This is a genomic window from Streptomyces sp. DSM 116793 (assembly GCF_057320905.1).
The window spans coordinates 9,248,470-9,270,947 of sequence record NZ_CM170494.1 but is presented as its reverse complement, the minus strand read 5'-3'; the positions used below and the strand labels follow the sequence as shown (position 1 = coordinate 9,270,947).

Here is a 22,478-nt window from a genome sequence, read left to right as displayed (position 1 = left end):
CACCCCGACCACGCCCACCACGGGCCCTGGCCTGCGACAACGCGGGCGGTCACGGAGAGCAGCTCAGTAGATGGCTCAGTAGATGGCTCGGTAGATGGCGTAGGAGATGGCGTGGGAGTTGGCGCAGTAGATGTGACCCCTGCGCAACTTCCAGCGAAACGGTGCGGCGGGCGGGCGGTGACGCTGGGTACCGGCTGCTGTGGTGGCTGCGGGGGCGGGTACGGTCCACGGGCATGGACAGCAGTGCGGGCACGTCGCCGGGGGCGGACCGGTGTGCGTGGTGCGGCGGGCCGGTGACGCAGCCGAAGACGGGGCGCAGGCCGCGCTACTGCCGGCGGACCTGCCGGGACTACGCGTATGTGTCCCGGCGCACCGAGCGGCTGATAGACGAGGCGGTCGACCAGGCGCTCGGCGTGGTGCCGCTGCCGGAACTCCCACCGATCCCCGCGGCAGCGCTGGAGCAGCCCCAGCCCGGCCCGCCCCAGCCACCTGTTTCATCGATCGCAGAAACGCAGACCGTTGGCGCTGAGCTTGTCCTACCTTCCAAGCGTGGGTCTGAGCTGGTCCTTCGTAAGATCGGCGGGCCCAGGGGTTCTGGGTATGGCTGTGAGCTTGTCGCCGTTGGATGGCTCAAAGAACTTGGCCGCCCGGAGCCCCGCGACGACTCGACCGCTAATTGGGATACGCGACTCGATCGCTGTGTAGGACAACGTCGGCGAGGTCGTCTGCGGGACAGTCTGTGACGACGAGCTGGCGGAGGTGACCCGTGCCTCAGATCTGGGCCGGAGTGGACATCGGCAAGGAACACCATCACTGCGTGGTGGTCGACGAGCGAGGCGAGCGCCTCCTTTCACGCCGAGTGTTCAATGACGAACCGGCCCTGCTGGAGCTCATCGCAGACGTGCTCACGCTCTCTGAGGACGCCCTGTGGGCGGTGGATCGGCCTCCTGCTCAGCCACCAGCAGCCGATGGTCTACATCACCGGCCTCGCCGTGCACCAGGCCTCGACGGCCTACCGCGGCCAGGGCAAGACGGACGAGAAGGACGCGTTCGTCATCGCCGACCAGGCACGCATGCGACAGGACCTTGGCCCCCTGCGGCCCGGCGACGAGATAGCCGTCGACCTGCGCACCCTGACCGCCCGCCGCCTGGACCTAGTCAACGACCGGACCCGTCAGACCAACCGGTTGAGGGCACAACTGCTGGAGTTCTTCCCCGCGTTGGAGCGCGTGTTGGCCTTGAGTAAGAAGGGTCCGGTCGTGCTGCTGACCGGCTACCAAGCGCCGGCAGCGATCCGCCGCAGCGGGGCCAGGCGGATCGGAACCTGGCTGAAGAACCGCAAGGTGAAGAACGCGGCGGCGCTCGCCGAGACGGCCGTCGAGGCGGCCAGGGCCCAGCACACCGCACTGCCGGGCGAGACCCTCGCGGCCGCCATGGTGGCCCGGATCGCCAAGGGCGTGCTGGCCCTGGACGAGGAGATCGCCGAACTCGACGCGCTCATCGAAGCCCGGTTCAACGAGCACCGACACGCGTTGGTGATCCGGAGCATGCCCGGCATGGGCACCCTCCTCGGCGCCGAGTTCATCGCCGCCACCGGTGGCGACCTGGAGGCGTTCGGCACGGCCGATCGCCTGGCGTCCTTCGCCGGCCTCTCACCAGTGCCGCGGGACTCCGGCCGCGTCAGCGGCAACATGCGCCGCCCGCGCCGCTACCACCGAGGTCTGCTCCGGGCCTTCTACCTCTCCGCCATGTCCAGCCTGAGAACCTGCTCCGCCTCCAAGGCTTACTACGGGCGCAAGCGGAACGAGGGGAAGGGGCACAAGCAGGCCCTGCTCGCTCTGGCCCGTCGACGAGCCAACGTCTTGTGGGCAATGCTTCGAGACGGAAAGTGCTACGAGGTTCTACCGACCGTAACGCCAGCGGCTTGACATCGTCATTGGGAAGTTCTTTAACCTTTGGCGGTGCCTCAGTGACACCGGTAGGTTCTCCACGGTGACTTTGATGGAGGCACGGGGCCACGTGTCGATGAGCGACGGAGCGCGGTTGCGCTGGATGGCGCTGGGGGACACGTCTCGGCAGCCGGCTGTGGTCCTGCTCCATGGCGGTCCGGGGCTGCCGGACTATCTGGGTGATGTCGCCCTCATGATCGCGGACCTCGCGCCTGTGTACCGGTACGACCAGCGTGGCACGGGCCGATCCCCGTGGCGGGGGCGCCATTCCTTCGCTCGGCATGTCGACGATCTCGCCGAGTTGCTCGACGCGTGGGACGTGCCCCAGGCCGTGCTGATTGGGCACTCCTACGGCACCGATCTGGCGAGCCGGTTCTGTCTGAGGCACTCTGACCGGGTTGCCGCCATGCTGCTGATGTGTGGGCCGTTCGTCGGTGATGGGCGTACCGGGGACCGAGCGGAGCGCCAGCGCCGCATGTCCACAGTGCAGCAGGAGCGGCTCCGCGAATTGGAAGAGTTGCCGCACCGTACCGAGGAGCAGGAAGTCGAGCTGCTCACTCTCGCCTGGTTCACCGACCATGCCGATCCCGAACGCGGGTGGCACTGGGCTGCCCAGGGTGCCCGGCGGCGTCGCCCGGTCAACTGGTCCATGAACGGCGAACTGGGCAAGGAGCGACGCGCGGATCCGCTAGACGAACACCTTGCCGAGCTACGTGCGTGCCTTCCCGCGCGGACGGAGCTCCTTGGTGGTGTCGACGATCCTCGCCCTGTGTCGGCTCTTGATTCACTTGCGCTCCGGCTCGCTCTTCCGCTGACTCGGATCGAGGACGCGGGGCACGAGCCCTGGTTGGAGCGGCCTGGCGCCGTGCGTGCGCACCTTCGGCGATTCGTGCAAGGTGCTATGGGAGCGTAGGGCCTCGACGGGTTCGCTGGCTGGCTTCTCCCCAGTCGTCGGCGCCGCGGCATCCGATGTCGAAATGTGCCTCGAACTGGGTCACCGGCCTGGGCGTTCGCCGGATGCCGAGGCGGCCTTCGTCTGATCATGTGCTCGGGACCAAGGTGCACGTGATCACGAGGGGCGTGGAGGCGGACGTCTGCCGGGAAGGCCTCGCCTACACCGCGCGCTGGTGGCAGGCGCGTCGATGGATCAAGGAGCGCCGTTTCCTGCGCGAGCAGGCCGAGCGCTGAGGTGCCGGCGGTGGCGCGGTCGGTGCCGTGCCACCACTGCCCCTGCACGGGGGGAGCGCCGCCGCGACCGTGATGGCGGCGGCTGCCCGACCACCGTCCATCTCATCGTCGTCACACCGACGGTGCCCGGGATCGCGCGGGGCGCACCCGCCTACTTGAGGCGTGGTGGCGCCCGCCCGGGCTGTCAGGAGGGGAACCGCTCGGGGCGGAAGTCCGCGAGCAGCTCGTCTCTCTTCCCGCTGAGGATCTCCGAAGCCAGCAGTCGCCCGATCACCGGCCCAAGCGTGATCCCGCTGTGGGAAACGGCCTCGTAGTAGCCCGGCACGGACGGCACCGCTCCCACCGAGGGCCATCCGTCGGCAGGGACGGGCCGGTCGACGACTCGTGTCTTCGCGATGCGGGAGTTTCCGAGCTCGGGGACGACGTGGCGCGCCGATTCGTGGAGCAGCTGTGCGAGTTGGCCTGGATCTTCGCCTGTGTCGATGAGTGCGTCGATCTCGCGGCTGTGGAGGACGACCGAGGTGTCTCCGGCAGGACGAATCTCGATGTGAGGCGCGTGCATGGCCCGCTGAACGGGGACCTGAGCACAGTCGATCCGGGCGACGACGCCGGGTTCCCGGCGCATCGGCAAGCGCCGTGGGAGGAGCCCTGCGACATGGGAGGCGCCGGGGCCCGCCGCGTTCACGACGATGTCGACGTCGAGACGGCTCCCATCGGACAGAGCAACTGACCGGATGCTTCCATCGGCACCGGTGCCGATGTCGCATACCGCGTTGCCGGACCGGAGCTCGGCGCTGGATGCGACGGCCTGGCCGACCAGGCGGCCGACAAGATGGCGTCCGTGCACCCAGGCTTCGTCGGGGTAGAACAGGACCGGTACATCGTCGGGCATCGTGAGAGCCGGTTCGAAGCGGCTGCGGACCTCGGCCCCCGTGTACATCTCGACCCGGTAGTCCCAGCTGGCCAGCAGTTCCGCTGTTCTCAGGAACTTCGCCTCCGCTGCGGGATCGTCTGCCCAGCGCAAGTGGCCGCTGGGATACCACCACGAGTCCGGCCCGATGGCCCCGGCAAGCTCACGGTGAGCTGCCATGCCCGCGACGTTCAGGACGACGTAGGACCTGCGCGCGGTCTTGTTGCTCGCGTTGACCCACGAGAAAGACCAGTTGGTGACACCTGCGCCCGGCTGGCCTGCGTCGATGAAGACCACCTCGGCGCCCTGCCGGGACAGGTTCCAGCCCACACTCGCCCCGATGACGCCCACTCCGATGACAGCAACACGTTCAGGCCGCTTCACGGACCCGATCCCCACGAACGGCCCCTTCCCAGATCACAGGCAAACTCCCGTTTCCAGCTCGGGCACCAGTAGTCCTCTCGCGCTACGGCAGATGATGCTGGCCATCGCGCTCTTCGCGGCTGTTGCTGGGGATGCGGGTGCTCATAGTCGCTCATCAGGCACTCGAAGAGAAGGGCTTGGAAGGCTGGCTGCCCGCGGTCGGTGGGATCCAGAGGGGGGCCGCGGCCGTCCTTCGCCGGGAGTCGTCCCAGGTACAAAAGCCGCGCGAGTTCCTTGCTGATCCGCTTGTCGGTCGTGTGCGGCACGGGGTTCCTGCTCCGGCTGCCCCCGGGGCGGCAGCCGTGGAGGAATGCATGCACGGACACCGAGAAACGTGTGTTGCGGGAGCGGGCATCCCACCCTTGAGACATCTGCGACTCCGCCCGGGCGGATCGCTCGCCTCCAGACCGTCCCTGGCCTGGCAGGGGGACAGTACCGGACCGCGCGCGGCAGACCACGCGACGCGCCGGGCGGCACACGGCACCGTAGCCCACCAGCGGCACGGCGAGTAGTTCGTCGTCGCGCAGTGGAAGGGATCCGGTGTGACGTGGACGCTGCCGGAGCCGATGCTGAGCACCCCCGTACCCACACCCACGCTGCGGCCGGGCTGGGCGGCCGAGCCGAAGTGGGACGGGTTCCGGGTGGCCGTCTGCGTCGACGCGGGCCGGGTGGTGCTGCGCTCCAGGCGCGGCACGGACATGGGGCCGGCGTTTTTGGACGTCGTGGCCGGGGCCGTGCAGCTGCCGGATGCGACGGCGATGGACGGCGAGCTGGTCGTATGGGACGCCGCAGGTCGCCTCGCGTTCGAGCGGTTGCAGAACCGGCTTGCCCGGCGCGGCGTGGGGGCGATGCGGGCGGCGCAGGAGTGGCCGGCCCACTTCGTGGCATTCGATCTGCTCAGGTTGTCCGGGACGGACACGACCGGGTGGCCGTACCGCAGGCGGCGGGCCGCGCTGGAGACCGTGTTCGCTGCCCGCCGGCTCACGGCGCCGTGGGCGCTGTGCCCGTCGACCACCGACCCGGAGACCGTGCGCGCGTGGCTGTCGTGGGCGTCGGTGGGGATGGAGGGCGTGGTCTTCAAAAGGCTCACCGACACCTACCGGCCATCGGTGCGGGGCTGGGAGAAGTACAAGGTCCGCAAGACGAGTGAGGCGATCGTCGGCGCGGTCACCGGCTCGCTGGCCGCTCCGCGGACGCTGCTGCTCGGCAGGTACGACGCCGAAGGCCGCCTTCAGTACGTCGGCCGCACCACGACCCTCGCCCGCCAGGCAGGCGCGGCGGTCGCCGGCCTGCTCACCGCGGGGCGGCACGGGCATCCGTGGACGGGCTGGTCGTTCTCCGCCGGGTGGGACAGCCGACAGCAGCTGGACGTCACGTTGGTGGAACCCGAGCTGGTGGTGGAAGTCGGCGTCGATGTCGCCCGTGACCCCTCCGGCCGGTGGCGTCATCCCGCGCGCTGGCATCGCGCCCGGCCCGACCTCTCCCCCGCCGACGTTCCCCACCCGACATCGCCGCACTGACGGCGGCACTGCGCAGCGGCACGGCCTGACGCGCAACCGGCTGAGTGACGCCCCCCGCCCCCAACCAGTGACGGCCCCCGCCCCCTACCGCGGCCGCACCGCCCATCCCGCCCGTCCCTTCCTTCCACTCCAGCCAGAGACATGACCAAGCGGCCACAACGGTGATGTCTGCGGGCCGACCACGGCGAACCCGCGTGGTGACCTGTGCGGACACAGGAGCGGTCCTTTCGGGTCGCGCACCCCCATAGGCGCAACCTTCGCCGCAGCCCCGTGCTCCTGGTCGACTGAGGCATCTGGTCACGCGGCCCGGACATCTCCCCCTCCCCGGGCACGGGCCAGCCGGGCGCAGCTCGGAGCGCGCCCGGCGGGCACCGAGGGCGCGGTCTCCCAGTAGGGGTGCCACCGCAGCCGGACGGACAGGCGCAGCAGGCGGCGGCGCAGGGCGGTGGTGTCGCGGGGGGCGAGGTGCGGCGAGCGCGTTTGTAGGTGGCATTGAAGGCGGCTTGCGTCTGCACCAGCTCGTCGGGGAAGGCGGTCACACCCATACCAGCATGAGAGCGCTTATTCGACCCGCGGGCCTTGTCATGCGGTCTTGGTGCGGAAGGAGCGGAGACCCCACGCGCAGCCAACGGTGGCGATGGCAGCACACCAGACGAGAGCGAAGATCACATTGTTGCCGGCCGGGGAGCCGGTCAACAGCGCCCGGACACTGCCCACGACGGGGGTGAAGGGTTGGAATTCGGCAAACCAGCGGATTCCGGCGGCCATGGACTCGGTCGGCACGAACGCGCTGGATAGGAACGGCAGGACGGTGGAGATGATCTGGGTCATGCTGTTGGCGCCTGTGGGGGTCTTGGCTGCGAGGCCGATGGCAACGGCGAGCCAGGTGAGCGCGAAGGCGAAGGCGAGGACGAGGCCGGCGGCGGCGAGCCAGGCGAGGGGGTTGCCGGCGGGCCGGAACCCGACGAGCAAGGCGACCAGAGTGAGCAGAACGGCCGCGAGGACGGTGCGGATGATGCCGCCGACGACGTGTCCGAGAAGGACAGCGCTGCGGGCGATGGGCATGGTGCGGAACCGGTCGATGATGCCTTCGGACATGTCGGTGGACACGCTGACCGCGGAGGGCAGGGCTCCGGCGGCGACGGTCATGACGAGGATGCCGGGGGTGAGGAAGTCCACGTAGCTGAGCGTGCTGCCGGACCCGGAAAGGCCGGCTCCCACGTAGTTGCCGAAGACGTAGACGAACAGCACGAACATGAGCACCGGGAGGGCGACGGAGGCGACCAGGAACAGCGGGTAACGGCGCAGATGTCGCAGTTCCCGGCCGACCATGGCGGAGGAGTCTTGGGTGGCGGTAGCGATCGTCATCGGTGGCTCTCGGCCTGCGTGGTGTTCTCGGTACCGGTCCGCGGGGCGGTACCGGTGAGGGCGAAGAACACGTCGTCCAGGTCTGGTGTGTGCACGGTGATGTCCTCGATGGGCAGTCCGTCGGGAACCCGGTCGAGGACTCGTTTGATCGCCCCGCCGTCGACTGCCATCGGGCACCGCAACATGAACGCGTCCCCGTCCGGGATGCTGCCTGGGACCGAGAGGGCCGCGGCGTGGAGGTCGGCGGATGTCGCAAAGCGCAGGGTGATGTGCGCGCCTGGTGCGAGTTGTTTGAGTTCGGCGGGAGTGCCATGGGCGACGACGCGGCCGTGGTCGAGCAGGGCGATCTGGTCGGCGAGCTCGTCAGCTTCCTGAAGATATTGCGTGGTGAGGAACACGGTCACGCCCTCGGCGACGAGCTCGCGGACGATCTGCCACATCGTCTGCCGGCTGCGCGGGTCGAGCCCGGTGGTCGGCTCGTCCAGGAAGATCAGCGCCGGATCCCCCATCAGGGTCATGGCGATGTCGAGCCGCCGCCGCATCCCACCGGAGTAGGTCGCCGGGGGCTGGGTCGCGGCCTCGCTGAGGTCGAAGCGTTCCAGCAGGTTACGCGCCCGGGCTTCGCCCTCGTCACGGGCGAGGTGGTAGAGCTTGGCCACCAGCAGCAGGTTCTCCAGTCCGGTGAGCATGCTGTCCACGGCACAGAACTGGCCCGTCACCCCGATCTGGGCCCGCACCTTGGCCGGTGCCATGCGCAGATCGTGGCCGAGCACCTCAGCACTTCCGGCGTCCGGAAGGCGGAGGGTGGAGAGCACCTGCACCAAAGTGGTCTTCCCGGACCCGTTCGGGCCAAGGAGGGCGAACACCGACCCTCGTGGCACTGTGAGCGAGACGCCATCGAGGGCGACGTTCTTCCCGAACGCCTTGCTCAGGTCTGTCGCGACGATCGCGGGTGCGGCCGCACCGGCCCGCGGCGATATCAGCGCCGGTCCGGGCACGTCACTGGTCACGACCGGCGCCCGTCGCAAAGGAGCCGTTCCAGCTCCGTCTCGGCATCCTTGCTGCCTGCGTCACACAGCCGTTGCAGCTCGCGCAGATCACCCCGCTCGACGGCACGGCGGGTCAGCAGTCGCCCGGCACGCTCGCTGCCCTCGTCGAGCAGCTCGGACAGCACGTCCAGGTCGCCGCGGGCATCGGCGAGGTCGGCGAGACGGTCCAGCGCGGCCTCGCTGCCTTCGTCCGCGAGCGCGCGAAGGGTGTCTTCATCGAAGTCCTGATCGATCACGAAACCAGCCTGAAACCTTGCCCTTGGGGCAAGGTCAAGGACCATGATGAGGGATGCTTACGATCGGGCAGCTCGCCAAACATGCCGGCGTGTCAACCAAGGCCATCCGCGTCTACCACGCCAAGGGCCTACTACCCGAACCCGACCGGGACGCCTCCGGATACCGGCGCTACGACGCCCAAGCGATCATCGACCTGACCCGGATCGTCACCCTCGCCCAAGCCGGCGTCCCGCTGGCCCGCATCCGCGACGTGCTGGACGCCGACGCCGACCAGGCCACGGAAGAGATCGGCCGGATCGATGCCGAACTACGCACCCGCATCCGCCAACTCCAGCAACGTCGAACCCGGCTTCGCCACCTCGACCAGCCCGACCGCCTCTGCCTACCGCCCGAAGCCATCGAGTACATGGACCACCTACGTACCATCGGCCTGTCCGAACGCCACGAGCACGCGATCCGCGACGGCTTCATCCTCAGCTACGCCCTCGCCCCCGACCTCACCCGAACCATCCTGCCCTCACGCACCGCCCTGCTAGACGACGACGACTACGTTGCCGTCCTCCGCGGCTACGACGACGCCATCGACTGGAGCCCGGACGATCCCCGACTCGATCAGCTCGCCCATGCGGCGACGCGGCTCGCCCTGCGCATGACGATGTTCTCCGATCTCCCCGGCTTCGACCGCGTGCCACCGGAGACCATCGACCTTCTGGCCGGACACCTCGGCATCGACAGCCCCGCGTGGGAACGCCTCGACCAACTCATCACCCGACGACTCACGCACGCAGCAGAAGTCGGCAATGCCAGCAAAACGGACAGCACCCACACCACCTTTGATCAGAGGGCTCCCCAGCCCTCAGATCGTCTCTACCGCAGGCCGTAAGCGATGGCGTGGACCCGGTCCAACGCCGTAGCCCAGTCATCTGCTGAGCTGCCCGCGGGCTACCTCACTTCAACACGCTCAACTTGACAGAGAAAACGGCCGGCGGCACGGGAGCGGTGCGCATCGAGTGGACTCGGTGCGGTGGAGCGGGCCGGTGGGGGCGGCGCGTTTCCCCCTGACACAAGCCGCGGTCAAGGGGAAACCCGGCGGGTGCCCGCCGGGTGGATGCACGGCATCGTCCCGGCGATGTCGTCCACTCCCCGGCCGGTGGACTCCACTCCACTCGGTGGAATGGACTCCACCGAGTGGAGTGGATGCGCGGCATCGCATCCACCGAGTGGAGTGGATGCGCGGCATCGCCGGTGCGATGCACATCACCGGATGCGCGGCATCGGGTGCACTCAGTGCCCGGCCTCCCGGCCGCGGCACTGTCCGGGCACCTGCGGGCGGTGCGCCTGCTGGCCGTCCTCGCGCACCGGGGTGCGGCCTCTCGGCATCGTCGCGGTGCGCGTAGCGGTCCATCGTGGCGCGAGCCCGGCCGACCGCTGCGGTGAAGGCGTCCCCGAGGTGGCACAGCCGCTCGGCTGTGAGATCGAGGGCTCAGCTTCCACGTCGGTGCGGGACTCCCGCAGGGCCCGCAGCACCAACAGGCGGGCGGCGCTCCGGGCCGCGTTTCGCATGCCGCCGGTGTCGGCTTCGTGACGTGCCGGCAGGTCAGGTGCGGGGCCGCGATACGCTGGATCTGGTCGACGGTGGCAACCTTCAGCACACCGAGCACCCGGAGCACGTCCGCGCGCAACGCGTTCGACGATCCTGCCGGATTCGTGATCCCCCTACCCGCCACCGTCCTTCACCCCCATCCATCCGCGACCGGCTCCTCACCCCGGACGCGCCCCGGGACGGGCGGGAAAGCCCCGCAGCGCCCCCGGCCCCGACGGTCTCCTGAAGCACTGACACCCACCCCCACTCTCCTTTTTTTCCAGGTGTAGGTGTCGAAGGGGAACCAGAGGGGTTGTGACTGGACAGGCCAGGCGCCCAACCATGCCGGTGACCTGGAAAGATCAGGAGATGGCGGCAGGCCCGGGACCCAAGGAGGGTCCGCAGGAGGCCACCAAATGGCGGCGGCAGGAAATTGTCTGCTCTGCCAGGCCGGCCGGCGCACCTTGCTGGAGAACGTCGCCGTGTCCGGCACGGCGAGGCGTACGTCAGGAGCTGCTCATGTCCCCTGCCGTTCCCTTGCCGCACCGGGACAGCGGCGGTCGGGGCGTGGCGCACCCCCGACCCTCCGCGGCGCGGAACCACGCTCGTGGGTTGCGTCTCAGCGCTGACGCCGGGTACCGGCTGCCGTGGTGGCTCAGAGAGCGGGTACCCACGGACATGGACAACAGTGCGGGCACGTCGCCTAGTGCGGACCGGTGTGCGTGGTGCGGCGGGCCGGTGACGCACCTCGGACGGGGCGCAGACGGCACTACTGCCGGCGGACCTGCCGGGACTACGCGTACGTCCCCGGCGCACCGGGCGGCTGACAGGCGAGGCGCGTCGACCAGGCGCTCGGCGTGGTGCCGCTGCCGGAACTCCCACCAATCCCCGCGGCAGCGCTGGAACAGCCCGCCCCGCCCCGCCCCGCCCTGTCTCATCGATCGCAGAAACGCAGACCGATCGCGCTGAGAGCTGCCGACCGCCCCCAGCCGTCTCCATCGCGACGACAGCCCCTGACCACGGTGCTGGTCGACGTCGTGCATCGTGTGCTCCGCTGTCGTTCGTTGCCCACCGGTCGGCGAACAACTGCTGGAAGGCGACGTCGTGCGCCGTGTGCTCCGCTGTCGTTCGTTGCCCACCGGTCGGCGAACAACTGCTGGAAGGCGACGTCGTGCGCCGTGTGCTCCGCTGTCGTTCGTTGCCCACCGGTCGGCGAACAACTGCTGGAAGGCGACGTCGTGCGCCGTGTGCTCCGCTGTCGTTCGTTGCCCACCGGTCGGCGAGCAACTGCTGGAAGGCGGGCGCAGTGGCGTCGACGGCGGACGCGGCGTCGACGACGACCAGGCCCGGCTCACTCACGTGCGCCTCGTTGATCGGGCCCATGTACGGCGGCACCTGCGGTAGCGCACGGGCTGCCATGCCGGCTTCGGCCGACCGCTGGGGTACAGCTGCGTTCGACGACGGTGCTGCCGCGGCTTGGGGGCAGGCCCGCCGCCCGACGCCGCCGGATCTTCTCAATGAGGTGCTGAATCTGTCGTAGTCGCTCCGCCGGAGCTCTAACGCCCCTTGGCTCCGCCATCCGTCATGCGCGCCCCCTCAGGCCGTGCTCACCATCATGACGCCACACGACCGGGCCCCCGACGGCCGACGCCGTACGACACCGCGCGCCGCCGCCCCTGCCTCGTCGTCCGGGAGGTCGCAGGTCGTTCCCGGCGCCGCCGTACACGCCGTCGGAACCGGCCCTCGGCCGGGAGCCGGTGGCTACAGTCGCGTGACGTCCAACCCGCCGTCCGCATACTGCTTCCTGATGGCTTTCTTGTCGAACTTCCCCACACTCGTCCTCGGCACCGCGGGCACCACCGCCCAGCGCTCCGGGACCTGCCACTTGGCGACTCGGCCGCTCAGGAACTCCTTGAGGTCGCCGTAATCGGCGGATCTACCCTCCTTGAGTACGATGGTCGCAAGCGGCCGCTCGCCCCACTTGTCGTCGGGGACGGCCACGACCGCGGCTTCCGCCACAGCCGGATGTCCCATCAGCGCGTTCTCCAGGACGACGCTGGAGATCCACTCGCCGCCGGACTTGATGACGTCCTTGGCCCGGTCAGTCAGGGTGAGGTACCCGTCCGGGCTGATGACGCCGACATCCCCCGTCCTGAGCCAGCCGTCCTCGCTGAACTTGCCCCCGGGCCTGAGTTCCAGGCCGTCGCCGCCGCCGTAGTACGCGCCGGCCACCCACGGGCCCCGCACCTCCAGCTCCCCCGTCGACTCGTTGTCCCACGGCAGGATCTCGCCGCTCGGCCCGGCGAGCCTGGCCTCGATACCGGCGGGAAAGCGGCCCTGTGTGATCCGGTAGGGCCACTCCTCCTCGGGAGTGAGGCCGCCGGGCGGGTCGGACGTCGTGGCGAGGGGCGACGTCTCCGTCATGCCCCAGGTATGACTCAGCCGGACGCCGAGCTTGTCGTATGCGGCCATCAGCGCGGGCGGGCAGGCGGAGCCGCCGATGGTGACTCGGGCCATCGATGTGAGGTCGCGGGGCCTGTCGGTGACTTCGGCCAGCAGACCCTGCCAGATCGTCGGGACCGCGGCGGCGTGAGTGGGCCGTTCCTGCTCGATCATGTCGGCAAGCGGCGCGGGCTGCAGGAACCGGTCAGGCATCAGCATGCTCGCGCCGACCATGAACGCAGCGTGAGGCACCCCCCACCCGTTCACGTGGAACTGCGGGACGACGAGAAGGGTCAGGTCCCGGTCGGTGAAAGCGAAGGCCGCCGTCGTGTTCGCATGCAACGAGTGCAGGTAGACCGAGCGGTGGGAATAGACCACACCCTTAGGGTCGCCCGTGGTGCCGGACGTGTAGCACATGGCGGCTGCGGCACGCTCATCGAGAACGGGCCACGCGAACTCAGCGAAAGCGGGGGAATGACGGGCCAGGAGCTCCTCGTACTCGTGCACCTCCGCCTCGGTCCCCTCCAGCAGACTCCGGTCGCCGGCGCCGCTGACGATGATGTGCCTGACCCTCGGAAGGCGGGCGAGGAGTGGCGCGAGCAGCGGCAGCAGGGAGCCATTGGTGATGATGACGCGATCATCGGCGTGGTTGGCGATCCAGACCAGCTGCTCGGCGGGCAACCGCAGGTTAAGAGTGTGGAGGATCGCGCCCATGGAAGGGATCGCGAGGTATGCCTCGACGTGCTCGGCGTTGTTCCACATCAGCGTCGCCACACGGTCGTCGGGCATGACGCCGAGGTCCTGCCTGAGGGCGGACGCGAGTTGCACGGCGCGACCGCCCGCCTCGGCGAAACTCCGGCGCCGCGGCTGGTCGTGACCCGTCCACGTGATGATCTGCGAAGCCGCGTGGACCGTCATGCCATGGTGAAGGATACGAGTCACCGTCAGCGGCACATCCTGCATGGTACTCAGCACGGCGTCCCCTCAAGGACGACATCTCCAGGACGGGCAGTCGCCGCTGCGGGAATGTCTGGACTTACGGAGACCTCTGGACTTACGGAGACCTCTGGACTTACGGAGACCTCTGGACTTACGGAGACCTCTGGACTTACGGAGACCTCTGGACTTACGGAGACCTCTGGACTTACGGAGACCTCTGGACTTACGGAGACCTCTGGACTTACGGAGACCTCTGGACTTACGGAGACCTCTGGACTTGCGGAGATGTCTGGACTTGCGGGGGTGTCTGGACTCTGCACGGATATCAATTCCGTATGTCACTTTCCAAGAGTGGACCGTCAAACGTTTTCCACATCGGGCTCTTGCACGCCCAAGAGAACCGCTCGCGCTCCCCGATGGCGCCGTCGACGAATCAGGATCAACGGCGCTTGACAATGACAGGATCGATTCCGTTGACCACGTTGGCCACCGGTCTCCCCTCGATGGCAGCCTTGACGTTCTCGAACGTCATGGAGAAGACCTTTCGCACGGATTGACGCGTGGCCCCCGCAGTGTGACAGGACAGCAGTACGTTCTCGTGGCTGCGCAGCGGGTGAGCGACACTCAAAGGTTCCTGCTCGTACACGTCGAGCGCGGCCCCTTTCAAACGACCACTCTCCAGAGCAGCAAGGACGGCGTCATCCGGCGCGATCCCTCCACGAGCGACGTTCACCAGAAAAGCACCTTCCTTCATCATTCCGATTCGCCGCGCATCAAGAAAGCCGTGAGTCTCAGCCGTCAAAGGCAGGCACACCACGACGACATCGGAGGTGGCAAGAAGTTCTTCCACCTCAAGGAACGTCCCTTCGGTCCGACGTCGACGCGACCAGTACACAACCGGGGAACCCAGCGCCTCGAACAGCCGCTTGACCTCCGTGCCGATCGCTCCCATCCCCAGAACACCCACACGACGATCACCCAGTTCGTCGGCGCCGCGTGCGGTCGTGTCGAACTGCGGCCACCCGCCTTCACGCATCCGCCGGTCCGCCCAGGTAAGGCTGCGTGACAAGTCAAGCGTGGCCGCAAGCACCCATTCGGCCACCGCTCGCGTATTCGCCCCGGGCGTGTTTGCAACCGGAACTCCCGCCGCCGTAAGGGCCGCCACGTCGAAAGAATCCAGTCCGACCCGAGGAACCTGCAAAAAGGCGAGACGTGAAGCTGCCACCACGGCGTCGGCGTCGAACGCGAGCACCCCCGTATAGTCACCTATGACTATATCGACGTCTTCCAACGCCGCCAGCACCCCAGCCCTGTCCCGCACAGCGGGAACGCCGAGTTGCACACCCAATGGATCGAACAGATCACGCAAGCGCTCCTCAGCCACAGGAGGCAACGCCAGCACACGCCACGATGACCGAATATTTTCAGGCACTTGACATCTCCTCTTGCAACGTGTCTGCATTGATCCTCTTGCACACATGGACAACAGCCGTCAGCAGTGGACCCTGCGACCTGATACAGCTCACACGACAGTGGCGAGGTGGAGGGGAGGCCCCTCGGTGCCGGGCCGGGTCCACTCGGTTCGCTCCACGGTCAGCGACTGATCACAACCGGTGCACCAGTCCGCGGACTGCGCCGGCCGGCCGCACTCGGTGCACGTGATCACCATCGGCCGCGCCCACTGCGGTGCCGCCGTGTGCCTGGCCCCCCAGTTGGCGAAGGCGTGAAGCACGGGCAGGGCATCACACCCGGCGCCGGTCAGGCGGTACTCGACCCGCGGGCGCACCGCACCCCCGTAAGGGACCCGCGCCACCAGGCCGGCCCCGGTCATACGCGCGAGCCGGGCCGCGAGCACGTTGTCGGACGAGCCGAGCGCCGCACGCAGGCCCTCGAAGCGGACGTTGCCGGCAAACACCTCGCGAAGGACCAGCAGCGTCCACGGATCACCGAGGACGTCGAGACCGCGAGCAATCGGACACGGCCTGTCCGACCAGTCCGACCTCAAAGACATAACATTTCCTTTCTTCAAGAAAGCTAACACCCTGGACGTTACACCTCTGACCGCAGGAGCGACAACCCACGGCCGGTCGGCCCGCAGCGCCAACCACCCACCGTGCCCACACAGCTCCCAGCAACTCCACCCGGGAGTACGAGCCGGAAGTGTGAGACGGAGGCCGGACCCCGCAACGACGACCACCCCAACCACAGCGCGGATCCGGCACAGAACTCCAAGAAGACCCGCACAAAAGCGAAGGACTTCGACCCCACCACCGAGCGACTACACACCCCAGAACACCTTCACCGCGGCAGCCCACCCAGCCCGCACCACCATGAACCGCCACACCGACCAAAGGAAGATACGAACGGAACGAACCCACAACGCAAACCCTCACCGCGACACCGAACCGAGAGATAACGCCCTACCACACCCACGAACCAGCCGAGTCGGACCCATCACAAGGCCCCCACACTCAATCGAACCCATCACAAGCCCCCCACGCTCAAAAGACCCTTCCCACACCCCCGCCGCCGCACCTGCTCATGGGCCTACCACGTGGCCCCCCCGACCGCCGGCCCGGCCACTTCACCCCCCCACCCCACAGCACGAAGTCCACCAACCCGCCCCTAACAGCCACAACCACCGGCCAGGCCCACCAGCCCAGTCCACACCCGGAACCGGGCTGCCGATGCTGCCGCCTACCCGGGCCGGCAGCCGGAACACCCTGCAACACCCGACATACCGCCGGCAGCGACCTGACACACACACTGGCCGGCATCCCTGCACAGCATGGCGAAATGCTCCCCGGCACGCCCGAAAGAGATGCTCCCCGGCACGCCCTAAGCGGCCGACCTGACCACCAGTCGAACCAAGGCCACCAACTCCGTGCGACGGCCACGACATCGACCGCCGGGCGAGCCACCATGACCAGCCACTTCCCGACGAAAACGAACAGTTACCCAACCGGCGCGGTCGGTTGATGCGCGACCGCACCATACAAGGGACCACCGCTGCGACCTACGATGAACACACCGACAGCGAACACAGGCGGTGGGCACACGGCCAGCAAGCACACCGGCAGCGAGCCGAGCACACGGACAGCGAGCACAGGCGGCGAGCACACGGGCGATGACGGCACGGTCGTGACGCAGCAGCACACGCGGGATGTCCCACCAAACACAGGACCGCACCGCGTCCGTCAGCTCGAACAGCTCATCGCCGCGTCCGCTCAGACACGCCTACAACTCCTCCCGGAAGCGTGACGCCTCCGCGAGCGCTTCCCCGCATCCGCTCCCCCACATCCGCATCAGGCAGCAGACTCACCCTCACGGTCTTCGTCGTGATCACGTGCACCTTGGTCGGAGCACATGATCAGACCAAGGCCGCCTCAGCGTCCGGTGAACACCCAGCCGAGCCATCGAGTCCGAAGCGCAATTTCGGAGCCGGCCCAACGGCCGCCGACCTCCCGGTAGCGTGATCGACATGACAGCTGAGGGCGGGGCGACACAGAGCGAAGCACTGGTCGGCGGCATGATGAACGCGGGCGCGGTCATCCGCCGCGGTTCCCTGGTGGAACGACCGGCGCCGCCTACCGCGCGCGCCCTCCACGCCCATCTCCTCGCACTCGAAGAGCACGGCTTCAACGCAGCTCCGACCCCAGTCCAGCTCACCGCGGACGGCCGCGAGCAGCTGACCTACATCCCCGGCGACGTCGCCCTGCCGCCATTTCCCCGCTGGGTGATGACGGAGACCGCTCTGAGCTCGGTGGGAAGCCTGCTGCGGCGCCTGCACGACGCCAGCGCGGCCATCACCGTGGACACCCGCGCCGCCGCCTGGCCCCATGCTCTGGCCGACCCGGCGGGAGGACGGATGCTGTGCCACAACGACGTATGCCCGGAGAACGTCGTCTTCCGCGACGGCCATGCCACGGCCCTGATCGATTTCGACCTGGCGGCGCCCGGACGGCCACTGTGGGACGTCGCCATGACCGCCCGCTACTGGGTCCCCATGCTCGATCCCACGTCCGCGGCAACCCTCTACCCCGCCGGGCTGGACGCCCCGGCGCGACTGCGGACTCTCGCCGACAGCTACGGCCTCTCCCCACAGGAGCGCGCGGAACTACCCAGCATCATCGAACAGGCCACCGCATCCTGCCGGGCCTTCGTCGCAAACCGGGTGGCCGACGGTGACCCCGTCTACACACAGGCGCTGTCCGAGCACGGTGGATGGCAGCGGTGGGACCGCATCCAGGAATGGCTTGAGGCCCACCATGAGATGTTCACGACCGCCCTGCTGGACTGACCGGCCCAAGGGTTGAAGAACAAGCTCAGGTATGCCGAGACAAGAAGGCGACGAACGCGATGTAGGCGATGGCAGCGGTGGCCACGAACCCGAAGTAGGGATCGCCGCTTCGTCCGGATGCCAGGTCACCGATGAAGGCGCAGAGATTCCCCACACCAAGCACCACCACGCCCGTGCCGGCCCGGGATCGCCCTCCGATCCCGGCGAAGCACTCATCGGAAACCTTCTCGGTGAGGCCCTGATAGGTCTCGCTCCGGCGTCCCAGCAGCACTAGGCCAAGACTGCGGACCGCCAGGATCCCGAACGTCACCAGGCCGACAGCGAGGCGGCCGCCGACGGTCGCGGCTGCGGCTGCGGCTGCGAGGCAGACGACTCCAGCGACGAGGAAGAAGCACGGGGACCGACCGCCCGGCTGGGTTACCGGCCATCCGCTGGGCTCTCTTCGACATCAACATCTCCTCAACGCTGACCTCGAAGAACTTGGCCATGGACAAGCCCGGCGGCCGGGAAGGCGCGACGGCCCCCACGGCCGTCACCGCGATGGGGCGAGGCCTGGCCGACGCGGCGGTGATCGTCGATCCGACGGTCTCGCAGGGCATACACGGGCGGGCCGTGACCTCTTTCGCCCGAAGCCGCTGGAGAGGTGCCGGGCACCCGGTCGGCGAACCTCCCTCCGACCGGGCCCGGCACCCGCGTCTGTGTCGGAGCGGCGGCGGGTGGCTACCGGTGCCGGTCGAGGAATCCGCCGACCAGCCGGAGGAACTCCTCCTGCCGCTCCCAGGCGAGCGCGTGGCTCGATCCGGGCCCGCGCACCGCGTGGAGTTCCGCTCCCGGAATGGCCGCGGCGACCGCCCCCAGGCGCGGTGGGGTGACCAGGTCCTGCTCCCCACTGATGACGAGGGTCGGGCAGGCGATCGAAGGGAGCCGGTCGACGGTGTCGTGCGCCAGGTCGGCGCCCCACTGCTCGGCCACCGTCCTGCGCTGCGCCTCGTTCTGCGGCAGGGCAGGCGCGGTCGCCGCCATCACCTGGCCGAGGGCGGGTGAGTCGAGCAGTTCGGGGGAGAACGACACGGCGCTCTGCGCCCGCCACGCCATCTCCGGCCGCCCGAGGGCAGCAGGCGGTCGCGACGGTACCGCTCGGCGGCCTGCCGAGTCGGACGATGTTGCGAAGGCGGCGGTCGTCCGCGTTCTGGCGGACCGAAGCTGCTCAGCGCAGTACGGCCGCCAGCAGGTCGGCACCCAGCGCCGTCAGATCGGGCAGATTGAGGGTGTACCGGACGTAACGGCCCTGCCGCCGAGCCGTGAGCAGGCCCGCACGGCGCAGGACGGCAAGGTGGCGGGACACCTCCGGGGGTGAGAGTTCCCAGAAGTGGGCCAGCTCGCCGGTGGTGTGCGGGCCGCGGGCCAGGGTGCGCAGTAGCCGCAGCCGTACCGGGTGCGCGAGCGCCTCCAGCCGGAGGGTGACCGTCTCCAGAGGGACCGGTTCCGCCGGACTCGGCTCGGCGACGGGGTACTGCACCACCGGATGCCACCCAGGCGCGTGGACCGCCACGAGGTGCGGGCGGCCGAAGACGCTGGGGATGAAGGTGACCCCGGCCCCACACGCAGCGGTCGCCTTGTCCTGCACCTTGTCCACGATGATGCATTCGCCGTCCGGTGCCAGGGTGACCGCGCCGGAGACGGAGGCAAGTGCCGCCCCGATGCCGTGGCGCCTGAGCAGTTCGTTCTTCAGGCGCAGATCGGTGGCGAGCTGCACCGCGACGCCCGCCCAGGCGTCGTCGAAGAATGCCGCGGCGCATTCTTCGAGGGTGTGGCGCACCCGCGCCCGCACCGCGGCCGGGTCCGCGAGCAGCCGTTCCGCGAAGGCCTCCTGCAGCGCGCCGCGGGCCTGGGCCACGTCCAGGGCCCGCTCACGCGCGGTCGTATCGGTGAGCGGCGACGCCCCGGGGAAGTGGACCCGGTTGCTGCCGCAGGTGGTGACGAGCGCGGCGGTCACATACCTCTCGTCGTCGATCCGGTCCACGTCGTCCAGCTCCTCGGCGAGGGTCGGCCGGGGCCGCGCGGGGATCAGGAAGTCGGCCTGTGAAGAACGCCAGAGGAACTCCGCCTCCCTGAGCCGCTCGGCCAGCTCCGGCCGCAGCCCGGCCCAGACGTCCGCGGCCCAGTCGGCGAACTGCGGATGGTGACCGGGTTCGGCCAGCACGTGCAGCATCGCGGTCAGCTCGGCCAGCGGGGAGGCGGCGAACCGCATTCGCTCGGACGGCAGACCGCTGATGTCGATCCTCAGCGTCATCCCCCCATCATCACCGCCCGGACAACCTGGCGACGGCGTCGATTGACGATGTGCGTCAACCGACGTGCCCTGCCCCAGCGGCCGAACGCACCGTCTGCAGCCATGGCAACCATCACCGGAATCCAGCCCCGCGCCCTCGTCCGTGCCTCCGGAGGCCCCCGCTATGCCGTCGCCCTGGCCGTGGACGCGCTAGGCACCGGCCTGCTGCGGCCCTTTCTGCTGCTCTACGGCGTGACGGTGCTGAGGCTGTCCGCGCCCGTCACCGGCACCGCCATGACGGTGGGCATCGTCGCGGGTCTGGTGTGCATGCCCGCGGTGGGCCGATGGCTGGACCACGGCGCACGTAGCACGGTCGTGGCGGCGTCGATGCTGGTGCGGGTGCTGGGCGTGGCGCTGCTGCTGGCCGCCCCAGCGGGGCACATCTGGCTTTTCGCGACGGCGGCACTCTTCCTCGGCATCGGCAACCAGGCATGGCCGGCCGCCCACGCCGCGCTCGTGGCCACGGTCGCCCACGGCCGAGAACGCGACACCGCCCTCGCAGGAGCCCGCGCCCTGCGCAACGCCGCCCTGGGCGTCGGAGCGCTCCTTGCCACCGTATGCCTGGCCGGCGGCACCACCGCGCAGCGGGCGCTGGCAGTTGTCACTGCGCTCGCCTACCTTGCCGCAGCCGCCTTGGCGTGGTCGGTCCACGTGCACACACATCCAGCGGAGGCCGCCCCGGCCGAGGACCGGGACGACGAACCCGCACCCCGGATGCTCGCGCTGCTTGCCGCCAACGTGGTCTACGTCTTCTGCCTCAACGTCCCCGAGATCGCCATCCCTCTGGTCCTGGTGACGCAGTTCCACGCGTCCCCGGTGTGGCCGGCAGCCGTCTTCGTGGCGAACACGGTGCTGGTGGTCACCCTGCAGGTGCCGGTCACCGTCCTGATGTCCCGCTTCTCCCGGCGGACCGCGCTGGCTCTCGCCGGCGTGGTACTCGCCGCGTCCTACCTCGGCTTCCTCGCGGCCACCTCGCTGGGACGCGGCTGGGGTACCCCGGCCGTCGCCACGGTGTCCGTGGTCTGCACCATCGGCGAGATCGTCTATGCCGGCAGCGCCACCACGCTCGTCACCGCCCTCGCCCCGGCTCCTGTCCTGGGACGCGCCCTCGCCCGCTTCCAGCTCTCCACGGGCTTCGGTCTCGCCGTCTCCCCGGCGGTCATCACCGCTCTCGCCTCCCACGGCTCGGCCGCCCTCTGGGGCACCCTCGCCGCCGCGACACTCCTCTCCGCCTCCGCCGTTGCCACCGAGAAGGATCAAGGAACACGGCTCAGCGGTCGCTGACCCCGGGGGCGAGCAGGCTTGTGAGCTCGGCGATCGCCTCGGGGGACGGCTTGAAGTAGCGGCGGACGTTCTCCGGCTTCTTGTGCCGGGACTTCGCCATCAGCACCAACGGCGAGGCGTGCCTGTGCGCCGAGATGGGTCAGGGCGGAGTGGCGGCACTCGTGCAGGTCGCATCGGCGCGTAACCGGCGAACGGATCGCGTACGAGATCCTTGTGGCACAGGTCGACCGTTTCGACGGGTCCGGTGGCCTCAGGCTGCATCAGCGTCGACCTGGAGTGCGGGAGCGCCGGTTTGCGGGTCGCCTGGCCCGGGCCGCCTTCTTCACACGGCCGAGGCGGCGGCCCGCACCTGGTCGAGGATGCGCCGGGCGGTGTCGCCGAACTCGTCGGTGCCGTCCGGGGTGCTCCACTGCTCGTAGGCGGCGTTCATGGCCAGGACGGCCAGGTGTGCGGCCACTGCTGCGGGGAGGGCGGGCGTGCCGCGGCGTTGCATGGCCGCCTTCAGCGTGGCCGTGAGGCTCGCGCTCTTCAGCGCCTCGCGCTCCTTGAGGTCGGGGTGGGCGTCGATCACCGCCCGCCTGCGGGCAGTGAACGCGCGGCGCTCGGGGGTGAAGACCTCCCGCCCGAGGGCGTCGAGGCCGTGCGCCATCGCTTCGAGCGGAGCGTTGTTCGCCGGCGCGGCGGCGAGCGCCGTGATGAGCGGCCCGGTCAGCGCGTCCTCGCCGAAGAGCACTTCCCGCTTGTCCTGGAAGTGCCGGAAGAAGGTGCTCTTGGCGACTCCGGCGCGTTCCGCGATGTCGAGCACGGTCGTGTTCTCGTACCCGCGCTCCGCGAACAGCTCCAAGGCGGCGTCGGCGATTCGTTGCGGTGCGTCGGGCTTCCAGCGGGCCATGGCCACAGCTTACGGGACTTGGTCCCGTCACCGTGTACAGTGATAGGACCAAGTCCCATCACT

19 protein-coding genes and 2 pseudogenes are annotated in these 22,478 nt (G+C 69.1%); 7 read left to right on the top strand and 14 right to left on the bottom strand.

Annotated features, from left to right (window positions below; all coding sequences use genetic code 11):
* Positions 1 to 766: 766 nt before the first annotated feature.
* The 3 genes and pseudogenes from ACSMXW_RS36835 to ACSMXW_RS36825 all read left to right on the top strand — a co-directional run bounded on the left by ACSMXW_RS36835 (position 767) and on the right by ACSMXW_RS36825 (position 3,137).
* Positions 767 to 1,928, top strand: a pseudogene (locus ACSMXW_RS36835) (IS110 family RNA-guided transposase).
* Positions 1,929 to 2,001: 73 nt separating this feature from the next.
* The gene (locus ACSMXW_RS36830; RefSeq protein WP_485808534.1) at positions 2,002 to 2,862 is read left to right on the top strand and encodes an alpha/beta fold hydrolase; all 861 of its coding nucleotides are present in this window, start codon (positions 2,002 to 2,004) and stop codon (positions 2,860 to 2,862) included.
* A 152-nt stretch (positions 2,863 to 3,014) separates the two neighbouring features.
* On the top strand, positions 3,015 to 3,137 hold the full coding sequence (locus ACSMXW_RS36825; RefSeq protein WP_485802911.1) for a hypothetical protein: 123 nt from the start codon (positions 3,015 to 3,017) through the stop codon (positions 3,135 to 3,137).
* Between the two features lie 184 nt (positions 3,138 to 3,321).
* On the opposite strand, the gene ACSMXW_RS36820 is transcribed toward ACSMXW_RS36825, so the two are convergent.
* Positions 3,322 to 4,446: an NAD(P)/FAD-dependent oxidoreductase gene (locus ACSMXW_RS36820; RefSeq protein WP_485802910.1), complete on the bottom strand. Its 1,125-nt coding sequence runs from the start codon at positions 4,444 to 4,446 to the stop codon at positions 3,322 to 3,324.
* A 566-nt stretch (positions 4,447 to 5,012) separates the two neighbouring features.
* Between ACSMXW_RS36820 and ACSMXW_RS36815 the strand changes: the two genes are divergently transcribed.
* Positions 5,013 to 5,990 carry an ATP-dependent DNA ligase gene (locus tag ACSMXW_RS36815; protein ID WP_485802909.1) on the top strand — a complete coding sequence of 326 codons (978 nt, stop codon included), beginning with the start codon at positions 5,013 to 5,015 and terminating at the stop codon, positions 5,988 to 5,990.
* Positions 5,991 to 6,572: 582 nt separating this feature from the next.
* Here the strand turns inward: ACSMXW_RS36815 and ACSMXW_RS36810 are convergent.
* From ACSMXW_RS36810 to ACSMXW_RS36800, 3 genes are read right to left on the bottom strand one after another with little or no spacing between them, the layout of a single operon-like run.
* Entirely contained in the window at positions 6,573 to 7,358 is a 786-nt protein-coding gene (locus tag ACSMXW_RS36810) for an ABC transporter permease (protein ID WP_485802908.1), read from the bottom strand.
* Complete coding sequence (locus tag ACSMXW_RS36805) at positions 7,355 to 8,368, bottom strand: ATP-binding cassette domain-containing protein (protein WP_485802906.1); 1,014 nt, start codon at positions 8,366 to 8,368, stop codon at positions 7,355 to 7,357. The genes ACSMXW_RS36810 and ACSMXW_RS36805 overlap by 4 nt, the downstream gene beginning before the upstream one ends.
* Positions 8,365 to 8,643 (bottom strand): hypothetical protein, encoded by a 279-nt coding sequence (locus ACSMXW_RS36800; protein ID WP_485802904.1) that lies wholly within the window; start codon positions 8,641 to 8,643, stop codon positions 8,365 to 8,367. The genes ACSMXW_RS36805 and ACSMXW_RS36800 overlap by 4 nt, the downstream gene beginning before the upstream one ends.
* Before the next feature lie 53 nt (positions 8,644 to 8,696).
* Here ACSMXW_RS36800 and ACSMXW_RS36795 point away from each other — a divergent pair, with 53 nt between their 5' ends.
* Positions 8,697 to 9,527, top strand: coding sequence for a MerR family transcriptional regulator (locus ACSMXW_RS36795; protein WP_485802902.1), 831 nt, complete (start codon positions 8,697 to 8,699; stop codon positions 9,525 to 9,527).
* 401 nt (positions 9,528 to 9,928) lie between these two features.
* Here ACSMXW_RS36795 and ACSMXW_RS36790 read toward each other — a convergent pair whose 3' ends face one another.
* The 5 genes from ACSMXW_RS36790 to ACSMXW_RS36770 form a co-directional block, all read right to left on the bottom strand.
* Complete coding sequence (locus tag ACSMXW_RS36790; RefSeq protein ID WP_485802901.1) at positions 9,929 to 10,207, bottom strand: hypothetical protein; 279 nt, start codon at positions 10,205 to 10,207, stop codon at positions 9,929 to 9,931.
* Positions 10,208 to 10,289: 82 nt separating this feature from the next.
* A complete protein-coding gene (locus ACSMXW_RS36785) occupies positions 10,290 to 11,609 on the bottom strand; it encodes a DUF6207 family protein (protein ID WP_485808533.1) in 1,320 nt (439 codons plus the stop codon).
* 378 nt (positions 11,610 to 11,987) lie between these two features.
* Positions 11,988 to 13,643, bottom strand: a complete 1,656-nt coding sequence (locus tag ACSMXW_RS36780) for a long-chain fatty acid--CoA ligase (RefSeq protein ID WP_485802899.1) — start codon at positions 13,641 to 13,643, stop codon at positions 11,988 to 11,990.
* A 403-nt stretch (positions 13,644 to 14,046) separates the two neighbouring features.
* A complete protein-coding gene (locus tag ACSMXW_RS36775; RefSeq protein WP_485802897.1) occupies positions 14,047 to 15,039 on the bottom strand; it encodes an NAD(P)-dependent oxidoreductase in 993 nt (330 codons plus the stop codon).
* A gap of 90 nt (positions 15,040 to 15,129) precedes the next feature.
* Positions 15,130 to 15,618 (bottom strand): winged helix-turn-helix transcriptional regulator, encoded by a 489-nt coding sequence (locus tag ACSMXW_RS36770; protein ID WP_485802895.1) that lies wholly within the window; start codon positions 15,616 to 15,618, stop codon positions 15,130 to 15,132.
* Positions 15,619 to 17,088: 1,470 nt separating this feature from the next.
* On the opposite strand from ACSMXW_RS36770, the gene ACSMXW_RS36765 reads away from it, so the two are divergent.
* Positions 17,089 to 17,907 carry a phosphotransferase gene (locus ACSMXW_RS36765; RefSeq protein ID WP_485802893.1) on the top strand — a complete coding sequence of 273 codons (819 nt, stop codon included), beginning with the start codon at positions 17,089 to 17,091 and terminating at the stop codon, positions 17,905 to 17,907.
* A gap of 25 nt (positions 17,908 to 17,932) precedes the next feature.
* On the opposite strand, the gene ACSMXW_RS36760 is transcribed toward ACSMXW_RS36765, so the two are convergent.
* The 3 genes from ACSMXW_RS36760 to ACSMXW_RS36750 all read right to left on the bottom strand — a co-directional run bounded on the left by ACSMXW_RS36760 (position 17,933) and on the right by ACSMXW_RS36750 (position 20,200).
* The gene (locus ACSMXW_RS36760) at positions 17,933 to 18,217 is read right to left on the bottom strand and encodes a hypothetical protein (RefSeq protein WP_485802892.1); all 285 of its coding nucleotides are present in this window, start codon (positions 18,215 to 18,217) and stop codon (positions 17,933 to 17,935) included.
* Positions 18,218 to 18,627: 410 nt separating this feature from the next.
* Entirely contained in the window at positions 18,628 to 19,002 is a 375-nt protein-coding gene (locus ACSMXW_RS36755; RefSeq protein WP_485802890.1) for an alpha/beta fold hydrolase, read from the bottom strand.
* A gap of 112 nt (positions 19,003 to 19,114) precedes the next feature.
* Positions 19,115 to 20,200 carry a DUF5937 family protein gene (locus ACSMXW_RS36750; protein WP_485802888.1) on the bottom strand — a complete coding sequence of 362 codons (1,086 nt, stop codon included), beginning with the start codon at positions 20,198 to 20,200 and terminating at the stop codon, positions 19,115 to 19,117.
* Positions 20,201 to 20,302: 102 nt separating this feature from the next.
* On the opposite strand from ACSMXW_RS36750, the gene ACSMXW_RS36745 reads away from it, so the two are divergent.
* Entirely contained in the window at positions 20,303 to 21,523 is a 1,221-nt protein-coding gene (locus ACSMXW_RS36745) for an MFS transporter (RefSeq protein WP_485802886.1), read from the top strand.
* On the opposite strand, the pseudogene ACSMXW_RS36740 reads toward ACSMXW_RS36745, so the two are convergent.
* Positions 21,510 to 21,723: pseudogene (locus ACSMXW_RS36740) on the bottom strand (site-specific integrase); the annotation flags it as partial. The gene ACSMXW_RS36745 and the pseudogene ACSMXW_RS36740 overlap by 14 nt on opposite strands.
* A gap of 122 nt (positions 21,724 to 21,845) precedes the next feature.
* On the bottom strand, positions 21,846 to 22,415 hold the full coding sequence (locus tag ACSMXW_RS36735) for a TetR/AcrR family transcriptional regulator (RefSeq protein WP_485802884.1): 570 nt from the start codon (positions 22,413 to 22,415) through the stop codon (positions 21,846 to 21,848).
* Between the last annotated feature and the right edge of the window lie 63 nt (positions 22,416 to 22,478).

Bases quoted from the DNA above. Each gene is read 5' to 3' on its own strand.
- ACSMXW_RS36830 (WP_485808534.1), top strand. From the start codon at position 2,002: ATGGAGGCACGGGGCCACGTGTCGATGAGCGACGGAGCGCGGTTGCGC.
- ACSMXW_RS36810 (WP_485802908.1), bottom strand. From the start codon at position 7,358: ATGACGATCGCTACCGCCACCCAAGACTCCTCCGCCATGGTCGGCCGG.
- ACSMXW_RS36795 (WP_485802902.1), top strand. From the start codon at position 8,697: ATGCTTACGATCGGGCAGCTCGCCAAACATGCCGGCGTGTCAACCAAG.
- ACSMXW_RS36790 (WP_485802901.1), bottom strand. From the start codon at position 10,207: ATGCGAAACGCGGCCCGGAGCGCCGCCCGCCTGTTGGTGCTGCGGGCC.
- ACSMXW_RS36785 (WP_485808533.1), bottom strand. From the start codon at position 11,609: ATGGGCCCGATCAACGAGGCGCACGTGAGTGAGCCGGGCCTGGTCGTC.
- ACSMXW_RS36770 (WP_485802895.1), bottom strand. From the start codon at position 15,618: ATGTCTTTGAGGTCGGACTGGTCGGACAGGCCGTGTCCGATTGCTCGC.
- ACSMXW_RS36765 (WP_485802893.1), top strand. From the start codon at position 17,089: ATGACAGCTGAGGGCGGGGCGACACAGAGCGAAGCACTGGTCGGCGGC.
- ACSMXW_RS36755 (WP_485802890.1), bottom strand. From the start codon at position 19,002: ATGGCGTGGCGGGCGCAGAGCGCCGTGTCGTTCTCCCCCGAACTGCTC.
- ACSMXW_RS36750 (WP_485802888.1), bottom strand. From the start codon at position 20,200: ATGACGCTGAGGATCGACATCAGCGGTCTGCCGTCCGAGCGAATGCGG.
- ACSMXW_RS36745 (WP_485802886.1), top strand. From the start codon at position 20,303: ATGGCAACCATCACCGGAATCCAGCCCCGCGCCCTCGTCCGTGCCTCC.
- ACSMXW_RS36735 (WP_485802884.1), bottom strand. From the start codon at position 22,415: ATGGCCCGCTGGAAGCCCGACGCACCGCAACGAATCGCCGACGCCGCC.